This is a genomic window from Methylacidimicrobium tartarophylax (assembly GCF_902143375.2).
Taxonomy (GTDB): Bacteria; Verrucomicrobiota; Verrucomicrobiia; order Methylacidiphilales; family Methylacidiphilaceae; genus Methylacidimicrobium; species Methylacidimicrobium tartarophylax.
In genome coordinates, this window is the sequence record NZ_CABFVA020000066.1 from 1 (window position 1) to 11,875 (window position 11,875).

The 11,875-nt window shown below is 65.7% G+C and carries 15 protein-coding genes and 1 pseudogene; 10 read left to right on the forward strand and 6 right to left on the reverse strand.

Going from position 1 to position 11,875, the window contains the following annotated elements:
* On the reverse strand, positions 1-1,467 hold a 1,467-nt coding region (locus MAMT_RS11340), incomplete at its 3' end, for a DNA polymerase Y family protein (RefSeq protein ID WP_178086941.1).
* A gap of 12 nt (positions 1,468-1,479) precedes the next feature.
* Positions 1,480-2,142 (reverse strand): hypothetical protein, encoded by a 663-nt coding sequence (locus MAMT_RS05880; protein WP_142660063.1) that lies wholly within the window; start codon positions 2,140-2,142, stop codon positions 1,480-1,482.
* Positions 2,143-2,234: 92 nt separating this feature from the next.
* Here MAMT_RS05880 and MAMT_RS05885 point away from each other — a divergent pair, with 92 nt between their 5' ends.
* From MAMT_RS05885 to MAMT_RS05915, 7 genes and pseudogenes are all read left to right on the forward strand, one after another.
* Complete coding sequence (locus MAMT_RS05885; protein WP_142660064.1) at positions 2,235-3,383, forward strand: 4Fe-4S dicluster domain-containing protein; 1,149 nt, start codon at positions 2,235-2,237, stop codon at positions 3,381-3,383.
* Positions 3,376-3,840 (forward strand): cyclic nucleotide-binding domain-containing protein, encoded by a 465-nt coding sequence (locus MAMT_RS05890; RefSeq protein WP_142660065.1) that lies wholly within the window; start codon positions 3,376-3,378, stop codon positions 3,838-3,840. Before MAMT_RS05885 ends, MAMT_RS05890 begins: the two co-directional genes overlap by 8 nt.
* Positions 3,841-3,843: 3 nt before the next feature.
* A complete protein-coding gene (locus MAMT_RS05895; protein WP_142660066.1) occupies positions 3,844-4,671 on the forward strand; it encodes an FAD/NAD(P)-binding protein in 828 nt (275 codons plus the stop codon).
* Positions 4,672-4,673: 2 nt separating this feature from the next.
* Complete coding sequence (locus tag MAMT_RS05900) at positions 4,674-5,447, forward strand: NADH-quinone oxidoreductase subunit B family protein (protein WP_142660067.1); 774 nt, start codon at positions 4,674-4,676, stop codon at positions 5,445-5,447.
* Complete coding sequence (locus MAMT_RS05905; RefSeq protein WP_142660068.1) at positions 5,437-6,726, forward strand: Ni/Fe hydrogenase subunit alpha; 1,290 nt, start codon at positions 5,437-5,439, stop codon at positions 6,724-6,726. The genes MAMT_RS05900 and MAMT_RS05905 overlap by 11 nt, the downstream gene beginning before the upstream one ends.
* A complete protein-coding gene (locus MAMT_RS05910; protein ID WP_142660069.1) occupies positions 6,723-7,193 on the forward strand; it encodes a hydrogenase maturation protease in 471 nt (156 codons plus the stop codon). Before MAMT_RS05905 ends, MAMT_RS05910 begins: the two co-directional genes overlap by 4 nt.
* Before the next feature lie 97 nt (positions 7,194-7,290).
* Positions 7,291-7,707: pseudogene (locus tag MAMT_RS05915) on the forward strand (AAA family ATPase); the annotation flags it as partial.
* Positions 7,708-7,857: 150 nt separating this feature from the next.
* Here the strand turns inward: MAMT_RS05915 and MAMT_RS05920 are convergent.
* The 3 genes from MAMT_RS05920 to MAMT_RS05930 all read right to left on the reverse strand — a co-directional run bounded on the left by MAMT_RS05920 (position 7,858) and on the right by MAMT_RS05930 (position 9,277).
* Complete coding sequence (locus tag MAMT_RS05920; protein ID WP_142660071.1) at positions 7,858-8,247, reverse strand: HepT-like ribonuclease domain-containing protein; 390 nt, start codon at positions 8,245-8,247, stop codon at positions 7,858-7,860.
* Positions 8,244-8,534 (reverse strand): nucleotidyltransferase family protein, encoded by a 291-nt coding sequence (locus MAMT_RS05925; RefSeq protein ID WP_142660072.1) that lies wholly within the window; start codon positions 8,532-8,534, stop codon positions 8,244-8,246. Before MAMT_RS05925 ends, MAMT_RS05920 begins: the two co-directional genes overlap by 4 nt.
* 290 nt (positions 8,535-8,824) lie before the next feature.
* Positions 8,825-9,277 carry a hypothetical protein gene (locus MAMT_RS05930; RefSeq protein WP_142660073.1) on the reverse strand — a complete coding sequence of 151 codons (453 nt, stop codon included), beginning with the start codon at positions 9,275-9,277 and terminating at the stop codon, positions 8,825-8,827.
* A gap of 235 nt (positions 9,278-9,512) precedes the next feature.
* Here MAMT_RS05930 and MAMT_RS05935 point away from each other — a divergent pair, with 235 nt between their 5' ends.
* On the forward strand, positions 9,513-9,779 hold the full coding sequence (locus MAMT_RS05935; protein ID WP_142660074.1) for a type II toxin-antitoxin system TacA family antitoxin: 267 nt from the start codon (positions 9,513-9,515) through the stop codon (positions 9,777-9,779).
* 116 nt (positions 9,780-9,895) lie between these two features.
* Positions 9,896-10,498 carry a Uma2 family endonuclease gene (locus MAMT_RS05940; RefSeq protein WP_142660075.1) on the forward strand — a complete coding sequence of 201 codons (603 nt, stop codon included), beginning with the start codon at positions 9,896-9,898 and terminating at the stop codon, positions 10,496-10,498.
* A 57-nt stretch (positions 10,499-10,555) separates the two neighbouring features.
* On the opposite strand, the gene MAMT_RS05945 is transcribed toward MAMT_RS05940, so the two are convergent.
* Complete coding sequence (locus tag MAMT_RS05945; RefSeq protein WP_142660076.1) at positions 10,556-11,359, reverse strand: C40 family peptidase; 804 nt, start codon at positions 11,357-11,359, stop codon at positions 10,556-10,558.
* Positions 11,360-11,446: 87 nt separating this feature from the next.
* Here MAMT_RS05945 and MAMT_RS05950 point away from each other — a divergent pair, with 87 nt between their 5' ends.
* Positions 11,447-11,851 (forward strand): hypothetical protein, encoded by a 405-nt coding sequence (locus tag MAMT_RS05950; RefSeq protein WP_142660077.1) that lies wholly within the window; start codon positions 11,447-11,449, stop codon positions 11,849-11,851.
* Positions 11,852-11,875 lie beyond the last annotated feature (24 nt).

Genomic DNA, 11,875 nt, shown 5'->3' on the forward strand with positions numbered 1-11,875 from the left:
CCGCCAGCCCTCCGGCAGCTCCGCCAGCCGGAGGATCCTTCCGCCGCGGAGGGCGACATCCCACTCCCGCCGCATCCACTCCTCCTCCCACCACTTTCCGGACAGGGGATAGGGTCCTTCGATCCCGCTGATCTTCCAGGCCCCTTCCGGGGTTTGCAGCTCCCTGGGTCTCCCTTTCCCGCACCGCACCGTTGCCGGAACAGGAGGACGAAAACGGCGCAGGGGAGCACCCAAGAGCGGAGGAGCCGTGGTCGAAGGGGGGGTAGGGCGAAGCAGGGGATCGAAAGGCTCCAAGAGAAAGCCCTCCGGCCTCGGATCGGGAGAAGGAAGGGGAATCCCCACTCGGCCTTCTCCCAAGAGCGACAAGAGGCGTCCCAAGGTTGCCGAAAGGCGGTCGGGATCGGGAATCACCCCTCGTTCCCAGGTCGGCTGATGCCAAGGGGGGAGGGCGGGGGCGATTCGGAGACGGAAGCCCGTCAGGGGAGAAGGGGTGCGGCAGTTCTCCAGGAAGGGATCGAGAAGCTCGAGGAGCTTTTGCGGCTCCGCGGTCGGGGCCGGCACCGAAAAGGGATATTCCCGCGCGGCCTCTCCTTCCAGGAGGAGAGTCAGCCGAAGGGAGGCGGCGGCCTTGCCCTCCCGCTCCAGCCGTTCTCCCAGAGAGAACAAGGAGGAGCGCAAGGCTTCGCGCAGGGGGGTGAGCTCCTCGATCGGCGCCTCCCACTCCCGCTCCGCCTCGAAGGGCTCCTCCGGGCGGAGAAGCTGCAGCAGCATGCCGTCTTTCCTTTGGGTCCGCTCCCAAAGGGAGAGGCCCTCCCGGCCCAGCCGCTCGGCGACCCCTTCCCGGGGAAGGGCGGCCAGTTCGGAAGGGGTCCTCACCCCCCAGAGGCGGAGGAGCGAGGAGAGTTCCGGATCGGGAGTCATCTCTTCGATCGGTAGCTCGCCCGCGATCTCCTCTGCCTTTTCGACGAGCCGGCAGGGACGGGCTACCCGGGCTGCCCAAAGGGCGAGATCGGGCGTGGGTCCGATCCCGACTTGGAGGACGAGGCCGTCGGCTTGGAAGCGTGCGGGAAGAGCCGTGGGATCGGAAGGATCAGCACCCGATCCGAACCCTTCCGGTAACCCCTTTTGGAACTTCGGGTGGCAACGGAGATCGAGGAGGCAGAGCCCGGGAGCCCGCTCCTCGACCTGCCCCGAACAGCTGCAGGCCGATTCCCGGAGGAGCCGGCAAAGCGCTTCCTCCTCCCGCCGATTCCGGGAAAGAAAGAGCAGGCGAGGGCACCGGGCTTGCCCCTGGGCGGGGCTCATTCCGGGCTCGACCCCGCCCGCCCGGGCCTCCGGATTGACTTCCCGGATCTTGGCTTTCGGTCCATCGCCTTCCACGAGGGCAGCCGGTTCCCGCCCGGGCGCGGGTTGGGGACGGAGAGCGGCTTGGAGGGGAAATTGGGGCAGAAGGAGGGCGGCAAACATGGAGTGAGCTCCCTATCCGGCGGCCGCCGCGAGGCGGGCAGGCGATCCGGGACTCCCGGAACCGGAGAGCCGCAAGGGGGCGAGCCGCAGCCGTTGCCAGAGAGCTTCCCTTGGTTCCTCCAGGCGGTCCAGGGAGAGGGAAGACTCGATCCGGTAGCGCTCCCGCGCCTCGGGAATCCAGGGGAGGGGGGTGATCAGGAGCGCTGCCGTCCCCTTCCTTTCGACCAAGCGCCCGAAGCGGTGCCAGGTCGTCGAGGGAATCCGGCGGAGTTCGGAAGGCGAAAGCCGGGAGAGGTCGATCCAGACCAGGGGAAAGCTCCCGTCCCGGAGCAGGAGGTCGGCGGCGCGGAGGATCTCCCGGAGAAGGCGGCAGCGGACCCAGAGAAGAGAGGGAGTCGGGCCGGCCAAGCCGCTCTTCGGATCGAACGAATCGGCCCCGTCGACCAGCGCCGCCGGGAGGCTGGTTCGGGCGCAAAAGCAGAGAGCGGCGGAAAGCAGGAGCCCCGCTCCCGGTCCGGGAGCGGCCAGCTCGGTAAGAGCGTGGGAGAGCACGCCCCGCCGCAGCCAGGGATCGGGACTCTCCTCCAAGAAAGAGAGCCGCTTGCCTCGCGGTCCCCGAGGGATGTCGAGGAGGCCCAATCGGCTGCTGAGTTGGACAAGCTGCGGCGGAAGCACGGAAGTAGCATATACAAATGTATTATATTGGCAAGGAAGCTTGTTGCGATCGCCCCCGTGGGCTACTACGGAAGGCAGGGGAGGATTGTATCATGCCCGAAGGCCATGTCCCAACCGCCGGCGAAGCGATCATCGATCGGGAAGGGCTGCAGGCGCTTCTCGACGCGCTGGGCGCCCGCGGCTTCTCCGTGATCGGTCCCCGGATCCGGGACGAGGCGATCGTCTACGCTCCCCTTCGAAACGTTGCCGATCTTCCCGAAGGGTGGACCGACCGGCAGGACGGGGGCCGCTACCGGCTCGAGCGGAGAGGAGATCGGGCGCTCTTCGGCTATGCGGTCGGGCCCCATTCCTGGAAGCAGTTCCTCTTTCCCCCGCGGCAGCGGCTCTGGCAGGCCCGGCGCACCGAGGCGGGCTTCGACCTCCTCGAAGAGCCTCCGCCCTCCGAGCGCTGGGCCTTCCTGGGGATTCGCGCCTGCGAGCTGCACGCCCTGGCGATCCAGGACCGGGTCTTCCTGGGGGGAAGCCACCCGGATCGTTCCTACGCGGAGCGCCGGCGGGATCTCTTTCTTGTGGCTCTCCAGTGCGGAGAGCCCTCCGGCACCTGCTTTTGCGTCTCGATGGAAACAGGCCCGAAGGCCTCTTCGGGCTTCGACTTGGCGCTCACCGAACTGCTGGGCGACGGCTCCCATCGCTTCCTGGTCGAAGTCGGGAGCAGAGCCGGCGAGGAGATTCTTGCGGCGATTCCGCACCGCTCGGCCGGCGAAGCCGACCGGCGGGAGGCCGAGGCGGTCTTGGACTCCACGGCCTCCCGGATGGGCCGCACGCTCGACACCCGCGGGATCCGGGAGCTCCTCCAGGACCATCCCGAGCATCCCCGGTGGGAGGAGGTGGCGACCCGCTGCCTCGCCTGTGCCAACTGCACGATGGTCTGCCCCACCTGCTTCTGCTCGACCGTCGAAGACCATACCGCGCTGACGGGCGAGAGCGCCGAGCGGACGCGGCTCTGGGACTCCTGCTTCAGCCTCGATTTCTCCTACCTCCACGGGGGCAGCGTCCGTAAGGAGATCCGCTCCCGCTACCGCCAGTGGATCACCCACAAGCTCTCCACCTGGTTCGACCAGTTCGGCAGCTCGGGCTGCGTCGGCTGCGGGCGCTGCATCACCTGGTGCCCGGTGGGCATCGACATCACCGAGGAGGTTCGAGCGATCCGATCCTCCCTTTTGGAGCCAACGCATGCCTGATCCCAAGGTGGTACTCGTCCGGCACCCGTTCTTCGCCGGGATCGACCCCTCCATCAGCGAGACGCTCGCCGAGTGCGCGCACGAAGTCTCCTTCCCGGCCGGCCGGTTCCTGGCGAGGGAAGGGGAGCCCGCTTCCGGCTTCCTTCTCCTCGAATGCGGCACCGTTGCGCTCGAGCTCCACCGGCCCGGCCGGATGCCCATCGTGCTCGAGACCCTCCACGAGGGCGAGCTGGTCGGCACCTCCTGGGTGATTCCGCCCTACCGCTGGAGTTGCGACGTGCGCGCCCTCGATCCGGTCCGGGCGATCGTGGTCGACGCCCGCTGCCTCCGCGGCAAATCCGAATCCGACCCCAAACTCGGCTACGAGCTCCTCAAGCGCTTCCTGCCGCTCTTCGTCCAGCGCCTGGAGGCCGTCCGGCTCCAGCTCCTCGACGTCTACGGCGAAACTCCCACCTGAGTCATGCGATCCCCCGATCCCTTCGTGCCGAGCCTCTTTCGGGTGGACCGCGTCCGGCGCGAGTCCGCCGACACCGTCACCCTCGGGCTGCTCCCCATTCAGGGCGAGATCCCCGCTTTCCGTTCCGGCCAGTTCTTCATGCTCTACGCGTTCGGGATCGGCGAAATCCCCGTCAGCGTGAGCGGGCTCTGGGGCCAAGGCCCCCTCCTTCACACCGTCCGGGCGGTCGGGCCGGTCAGCCAGGCCCTCTGCCGGCTCCGCCCGGGGGACACGCTGGGCGTTCGCGGCCCCTACGGTTCCCCCTGGCCCCTCCCGCAAGCGGAGGGAGGCGATCTTCTTCTGATCGCCGGAGGCCTCGGCCTGGCCCCCCTCCGCTCCGCCCTCCTCCCGGCCCTGGCCGAGCGGGAGCGCTATGGGCGGATCGCTCTCCTCTACGGCGCCCGCAGCCCCGCCGACCTCCTCTTCGGAGAGGAGAGGAGCGACTGGAGCAGCCGCGACGATCTCCAGGTCGAGGTGACCGTCGACCATGCTTCTCCCGCCTGGCGCGGCTCCGTCGGGGTGGTTCCCGCCCGGATCTCCCACACTCGCTTCGCGCCGGAGCGGACCCATGCCTTCGTCTGCGGACCCGAGGTGATGATGCGCTACAGCGCCGCCGCTCTTCTGGGTGCGGGAGTGCCGCCCGCGCGGATCTTCCTTTCGCTCGAGCGGAACATGAAATGCGCCTTCGCCGTCTGCGGCCGCTGCCAATTCGGATCAACCTTCATCTGCCGGGACGGACCGGTCTTTGCCTACGACCGGATCTCCCGTCTCCTTTCCCTCCGGGAACTCTGATCATGCCCGCCCGACCTCGCCTGGCCGTCTGGAAATTCGCCTCCTGCGACGGCTGTCAGCTCTCGCTCCTCGACTGCGAGGAGGAGCTGCTCTCGCTGGCGGAGGCGGTCGAGATCGGCTATTTCCTGGAAGCCTCCCGGAAGACGCTCCCGGGACCCTACGACCTGTCGCTGGTCGAAGGCTCGATCACCACCCCGGAGGATGCCGAGCGGATCCGGGAGGTGCGCCGCCTCTCTAAAAAACTCGTCACGATCGGTGCCTGCGCCACCGCGGGCGGGATCCAGGCCTTGCGCAACTTCGCCCGCATCGAGGAGTTCGTTTCGGCGGTCTATGCCTCCCCGGAGTATATCCGCACCCTGGACCGTTCGACCCCGATCGCGGCCCATGTCCCGGTCGACTTCGAGCTCCAGGGCTGCCCGGTCAACCGGCTCCAGCTCCTGGAGGTGATCTCGGCCTTCCTAACCGGCCGCACCCCGGCGATCCCCCGCTACAGCGTCTGCCTCGAATGCAAGCGGGCGGGCACTCCCTGTGTCCTGGTCGCCCGGGGGACCCCTTGCCTGGGTCCGGTCACCCATGCCGGCTGCGGGGCGATCTGCCCGGGCTATGGCCGGGGCTGCTACGGCTGCTACGGGCCGATGGAGACCCCGAATCCCCCGAGCCTCGGGCGCCGCTGGCAGGCGCTCGGCGCCTCCGAACGCGATCTCCACCGGGTCTTCCGGACCTTCAACGCGGGGGCGGAGCCCTTCCGCCGGGAAAGCGAGGCTCATGGCGGTTAGAAAGCTCACCCTCGAAGCGCTGGCCCGAGTCGAAGGCGAGGGGAGCTTGGAGCTCTCCCTCCATGAGGGGAAAGTAGAGACCGCCCGGCTCAAGATCTTCGAGCCGCCCCGCTTCTTCGAAGCCTTCCTCCGGGGCCGGGCCCTTTCCGAGGTCCCCGACATCGTAGCCCGGATCTGCGGGATCTGTCCGGTCGCCTACCAGATGAGTGCGGTCCACGCGCTGGAGCAGGGGCTCGGGATCGCCCTGGGCGGCCCCCTCCGGCTCCTCCGTCGGCTGCTCTACTGCGGGGAGTGGATCGAGAGCCATGTCCTCCACATCGTGATGCTCCATGCCCCCGATTTCCTCGGGCTCCCCGACGCGATCGCGATCTCCCGGGATCACCGCGCGGAGGTCGAGCGGGCCTTGACGCTCAAGCGGGCGGGCAACGAGATCCTCCGCCTCCTGGGCGGCCGGGAGATCCACCCGATCAACATCCGGGTCGGGGGCTTCTACCGGCTGCCGACCCCCTCCGAGCTCTCCGCGCTTCGGGACAAGCTGGAGAAGGCCGGGCAGGAGGCGGTCGCTCTCCTCCGCTGGGTCGCGACCTTCCCGATGCCCGATTGCGAGCGCGACTACGAGTTCGTCTCGCTCCGCCACCCGTCCGAATATCCGATGAACGAAGGGCGGCTGGTCTCGAGCCGGGGGCTCTCCTGCCTCCCGGAGGAGTTCGATGCCGAATTCGAGGAGAGCCATCTCCCGCACTCGACCGCCCTCTACTGCCGCCTCCGCCGGCGGGGCAGCTATCTGGCCGGCCCGTTGGCTCGGTACAACATCAACTTCGACCGCCTTTCCCCTCGGGTCCAATCCCTCGCCCGCGAGGCGGGCCTCGGGCCCTCCTGCCGGAACCCTTTCCGGAGCATCCTGGTCCGTTCGGTCGAAGTGCTCTTCGCCTGCGAGGAAGCCCTCCGGCTCCTCTCCCTCTACGAGCCGCCCGAAGCGCCGTCGGTGGCGCTCCCCGCGATCCCGGGCGAGGGCCACGCCGCGACCGAGGCCCCCCGCGGGCTGCTCTACCACCGCTACCGCTTCGACCGCGAGGGGACGATCGAGGAAGCCCGAATCGTTCCCCCCACCTCCCAGAACCAGGCCTCGATCGAGGAGGATCTCAGGCTCTGGGCCGAGCGCCACCTCTCCGAGCCCGAGGAGAGCCTCCGCGACCGGTGCGAGCAGGCGATCCGCAACTACGATCCCTGCATCTCCTGCTCGACCCACTTCCTCCGGCTTCAGATTCGCAGGCGATGAGCACCTCTTGGGGCTCCTCCGGTCCGCGATCCGTCCTCCTCGCCGGCCTGGGCAATCCCGACCGGGGCGACGACGGCTTCGGACCCGCGGTTCTCGCCCGCCTGGCGCGGCTCTCCCTTCCCGAAGCCGAGCGGATCGTCTGCGCCCGGCCGCTCGACCTGCTCGATCGCTGGCCGGGCAGGCGGCTTGCGATCGTCGTCGACGCCGCCATGGGCGAGGAGCCCGGCAGGCTCCGCCGGCTGGAGCCGCTCTGCCAAGGGCTTCCCCGGCCCACTGCCTGTTCCACCCACGGGCTGGGACTCGCCGAGGCGATCGATCTGGGCCGCTCCTTGGGGCTGCTTCCCGCGCGGCTGATCGTCTATGCGGCCGAAGGGCTCGACTTCTCTCCGGGAGCCCCGCTTTCCCCGCGGGTCGCCGCGGCGGTGGAAGAGGCGGCGGCGCGAATCGCCGCAGAGTGCCGCGGATAGGCGGGAAGGGCGGTTGCAGCCTCGAAGCCCGCGAGCGGAGTTCCTTCGCAGGCGGCCTATCCGTGCAAAGCCGGCACGCCATGCCATGAATACAAGGATGCTTCCTCGCTGGAAGGCGGACACCGTTCGCGCCCGGCTCGATCAATTTCCTGCCGTGGCTCTGCTCGGTCCCCGGCAGGTCGGGAAGACCACGCTCGCCGAGCAGATCGGCCGAGAGAGGCCGAGCGTCTACCTCGATCTCGAGAATCCGGCCGACCGGGAAAAGCTATCCGATGCCGCTTTCTACCTAGGCAGCCAGGAAGAGAAACTCGTGGTCCTCGACGAAGTCCATCGGATTTCCGAGCTCTTCCAGACGTTGCGGGGGCTCATCGATCGCGGGCGGCGCCGAGGATCCCGTGCCGGAAGGTTCCTCCTGCTTGGATCCGCCTCAATCGACCGGTTGAAACAGACGGGCGAAACCCTGGCGGGCCGCATCGCGTATGTGGAGCTGGAGCCGTTCGGCGTGCTGGAAGTCGAGTTCGGTTAACGTTCTGTTGCCATCACTTGCGCATCAGCGAAGGGAAAGTTCGGTTAGGCGAGCTTCCGTATGCGCGGTCGCTATCATGCAGATCGACCAACCGCAGGGTAGATGTAATTAGAGGAATCCAGTCCATTATGGGCGGCCTTATGTCGAGCGATGGCCCCCGCCGGGTCTAAGCGGCGTTGATTCCTGAAGTTCTCCCTGGATGCCGGTAACCTTGAGAAGGAAATCAGGGACAACTTTCTCCACGGTACTCCAGACGATTTCCAGGTTCACGGTCATATACCCGTGGATCAAGCGATTGCGCATGCCGGAAATCTCGCCCCAGGGCACATCACCGTGTTCGGTCTTCAAGTCAGCGCTGAGCTTCGAGACCGCCTCCCCGATGATTTCTAGGTTGCGGATCACAGCATCTTGAAGAAGAGCGTCCGATAGGAAATCGGCTTCGCTTTTGCCAGCCGTAAATCGCTGGATCTTGCTGATCGCCTCTTGGATATGCTCCAAGTAATCCTGGTCGCGCCGGTCCTTGCTCACAGCGGCCTAGCCTCCCTGAGTACCCGATCCCGGAACTTGGCGGGCAGATCGCCGGCCGTGAGTACGTCCACCGACACGCCCAGCTCCTGCTCGATGGCATTCTGCAGCCGAACCATATCGAGCAGAGTGGTGCCCCTAGGCACGTCCACCAGGAGGTCCACATCGCTGCCTTCGTTGTCTTCACCGTGAAGCACGGAGCCGAAGACGCGGACATTACGGGCACCGAGGCTGGCTGCGATGCGCAACGCTGAGTCGCGGTGCCCCCGCAAAGTTTCAGACGGTCTCATAAGACTCCCCGAGCTATCATGTAATCGCATTTCACTATCTATCAGCGTAATCGACAGATCAACCACGGATTCTATTTGCAGTCTTATTGCGCCAGACCGTCTGCGGCAGGGGAATCAATCACCGATTCTGGATATCCCGCTTTTCTTAGCCCATAGGTCCGGGAAGATCGTCTGAAATTGCCCAGGGGATCTCTCCGGCAACAAAACGGTCCCGATCTTGCAACGGCCCGGCTACCCAGTCACACGGCAGGGGGATCGAACATTCGATGAGAGGGTTCCGACTGGGCAGCTCAAAAGCGGTCCAGACGACCGATAATGTTCACGATCGGTTCGGGAATCTCGCCGAAGAACGGCTCCTCCCCATGCATCCTGCTTGCACCCAACAAGGCGGAATAGTGCACCCTTCTTTCGGGATCGATACTCACGGAAAGCGTCCGATGCGCAGAGCGGTGCCATTCGAAAGTGATCTGCCCATCCGGTTCCGCGCCCACTGTCGGCATCGAGCTTCCCAACGGTAGTGCCGCAAGAAAGGAGTGGGCGAGGCTATGCGTCGCGTCCGAGATCGGCTCCGCGCCGGATCCATCCCAATTCGGTTTGCGGCACTCCACGGCAATCGTGTAAAGCCGTTCTTCGACGTCTCTTCGCCCCAGGGAAACGGAATCTTGCAGATTGCTCCGACTTTCGGCCAACCGCTCCTCGATCAAGCGAGCTTCCGGGCTTACGCCACCACCAGTGCAGGTCATGGGAAGCGCTCCCTTGTCTTTTCCGTGATCCTGCCGAAGAAGAGCTTGTTTTTCAACCGGCGCATTTGCGCTAGTCTCGCCAAAACCGTCTATGCCCTCATTTTGTAGCCCCTCCGGCTTCCCACTACCCAAGCAGTCACTTCCCGTGCTCACGACAAAAAGACAGGCGCGTGTTGCCGACAGTTATGCGCGCCTCTAGTTTTTTGTGTGCCTATTGTGTACATGTGAGTAAGCGATGCGAGACGCCGCCATTAACCTACGAGCATTGCCCGAGCAGTGCGATCTGATCGACCGAGCCGCTCAGCTCCTGGGCAAGAACCGTTCGGATTTCATGCTCGAGGCCGCCTGCGACAAGGCCCAGGCCGTGCTGCTCGATCAGGTCTACTTCAACCTAGACGCCGAGAAATTTCAGCAGTTCATCGACCTGCTCGATGCGCCACCCGCGCCCAATCCGGGGGGTGAACGGCTCATGGCAGTGAAGGCTCCCTGGGCTAAGGAATGACCCCCTCGTTTTTCGGAGCAACTCGCAGGACTTCCCTCGCTTGCGACAGCCCCCGTGTCACCCTTGCCGTCCGCTGGGCGCGCTAGTAGCCTGGAGGGAGCAGGAAGGAACCGCCCATGCCGACAGCCGCTTTCGGGCCGCACACGGTCAAGGGTTGGCTCGCGACTCCCGAGGGCGAGCATTGGGAGCTCATCCATGGGAACCTCATCCTGACCGAAGAAACGGCGGACAACAGCGGTTTGGCGGGGGAAATCGAGCGGAGAATCGGAAATTATCTCGAGCAGTTTCCGCTGGGCATCGTGCGCCACGGCATCGCCTTTTCCTTTCCCGGGATCCTGGCCCCCGAGCGGGAAGAGGTGGTGCCCGACCTCTGCTACATCCCGAACGACCGGCTTGAAAAGTGGGATGGAGAGGCGAACTTCCAGGAAGGGGTTGTTCCGGCCTTTGTCATGGAGATGCTCTCGCCCTCGACCAGGGAGATCGACTGGAAGGACAAGGTCGAAATCTACCGCGAGGCGGGGATTGGAGAATACTGGATCTTCGACCGCCACGAGGAGAGTGTGCGGATTTACCGCTTCGGTGAAAACCGGGAGAAGCCGGTCGCGATCATGAGCTTTGAGGATTCGATCCCTACTCCGCTTTTACCGGGCTTCTCCTTGGAGATGCCGAGGATTCGGCAGGCCCTGACGATCGGAATGCAACGCTCGCGGACCCGCTAGCGGTTGCCTCTCCTCCGGCGGCGGATCGAGAAACCTGGCTGTCTCCCCTTCAAGACACTACTCCTCCCTCTCTCCCGTCGCCTGCCGATCGCTTGCGATCCCCAAACCCGGAATCTTCCCATACCCCACGAACCGGCTGCTGCCCGGAGCCGCCGCCTGCCCGGGAAACTTCGGCCAGAGGTCGAAGACGCTTGCCCCCCATCGCTGCTTGCCGTGGTAGGTCCGGCCATCGCTCGATCCGACCATCACCCGCTCTCCGCTCGCCTTTTCCCGGCCCAGGTAGATCATCGAGTGGGTAATCGGCGGATCGTTCTTGGTCGCATAGGTCCCTTCCCAAAAGAGCAGATCTCCCGGCTGCAGCTCATCGAGCTCGAAGGTCTTGGGATCCCGGCTCACGACTGCCCGGAAGTTGCCCGCCTTCCGAACCCAGATGTATTGGCCGCTCGAGGTGCGGGGGACGTCCCGAATGCCACACTGCCGGAGCACAAAGTAGACGAAGCCCGAGCAGTCGATCCCGCCGACCGTGGGATCGGCGGAGCCGTACCGGTAGGTGAGGTCCATTGTGGTTAAGCGAAGCGCCTGGCGGATCACCTCCTGGACTGGCGCCGGCTGCCGGTCGAAGTCGGCGAGCTCCTCGGGCCGAAGCGAGGCGTCGGGCGCCATTCCGGCGGGGCGCTTCTCCTCCTCGGCCGCTTGCGGGGTGCCTTGCGCCCCGGCGGGACCGACCGAAAAGAGCAGGGCCAGCACGAGCGCGCACCCTTCGGCCGCGATCTTCTTCAGGACTTCCGCCGGTCGCAGCCGAGCGCCCGGCGGGGAGCGAAGGGAAGGCCCGGGCGGGTGCGGTTCCGACTTGGGCTTCACAGGCGTCCACGATAGGCTGCTGCCGGAAGGAAAGCATTCCTTTCCCAGCGGAAAAAGACCAAACCAACCCTGAATAAGGAGAACACAATGGAAAAGCGGACTCTTCTCTTGGCTTCGATGGTGCTGCTCGGCATCGGACTGGCGGCATCCCCTCTCTATTCCCAGGAGCGCCAGGCCGACAGCTCGATGCAACTCCACCACATGCACGCCGTGATCAACCATGCGGTCGAGATGGCGGCCGAAGGCTCCAATCTGGTGATGCTCGGCGAAATGCAGATGGCTCCCGGAACGGACGAGCTGGCGGCCGAGCATGGCAAAGGCGCGATTCGCGAAGCGAAGGCGCTGGTCAAAAGGGTCATGGAGAGCAAGGCGATGGCCGAGCTCCACAAGCAAGGGCAGAAAGAGAGCCGCGAAATGGCTTACACCCATAAGCTCGCGGAGGCGGCCAACGCCTACATCGATCTGCTGGCCGAGATGTACTCGATTAAATGATTCAGGTAAGATAAGGGAAGTCGG

What these genes read in the sequence shown, in the direction of transcription:
- MAMT_RS05885 (WP_142660064.1), top strand. Translation starts at nt 2,235, where the DNA reads ATGCCCGAAGGCCATGTCCCAACCGCCGGCGAAGCGATCATCGATCGG.
- MAMT_RS05890 (WP_142660065.1), top strand. Translation starts at nt 3,376, where the DNA reads ATGCCTGATCCCAAGGTGGTACTCGTCCGGCACCCGTTCTTCGCCGGG.
- MAMT_RS05895 (WP_142660066.1), top strand. Translation starts at nt 3,844, where the DNA reads ATGCGATCCCCCGATCCCTTCGTGCCGAGCCTCTTTCGGGTGGACCGC.
- MAMT_RS05900 (WP_142660067.1), top strand. Translation starts at nt 4,674, where the DNA reads ATGCCCGCCCGACCTCGCCTGGCCGTCTGGAAATTCGCCTCCTGCGAC.
- MAMT_RS05905 (WP_142660068.1), top strand. Translation starts at nt 5,437, where the DNA reads ATGGCGGTTAGAAAGCTCACCCTCGAAGCGCTGGCCCGAGTCGAAGGC.
- MAMT_RS05910 (WP_142660069.1), top strand. Translation starts at nt 6,723, where the DNA reads ATGAGCACCTCTTGGGGCTCCTCCGGTCCGCGATCCGTCCTCCTCGCC.
- MAMT_RS05925 (WP_142660072.1), bottom strand. Translation starts at nt 8,534, where the DNA reads ATGAGACCGTCTGAAACTTTGCGGGGGCACCGCGACTCAGCGTTGCGC.
- MAMT_RS05930 (WP_142660073.1), bottom strand. Translation starts at nt 9,277, where the DNA reads ATGACCTGCACTGGTGGTGGCGTAAGCCCGGAAGCTCGCTTGATCGAG.
- MAMT_RS05935 (WP_142660074.1), top strand. Translation starts at nt 9,513, where the DNA reads ATGCGAGACGCCGCCATTAACCTACGAGCATTGCCCGAGCAGTGCGAT.
- MAMT_RS05940 (WP_142660075.1), top strand. Translation starts at nt 9,896, where the DNA reads ATGCCGACAGCCGCTTTCGGGCCGCACACGGTCAAGGGTTGGCTCGCG.
- MAMT_RS05950 (WP_142660077.1), top strand. Translation starts at nt 11,447, where the DNA reads ATGGAAAAGCGGACTCTTCTCTTGGCTTCGATGGTGCTGCTCGGCATC.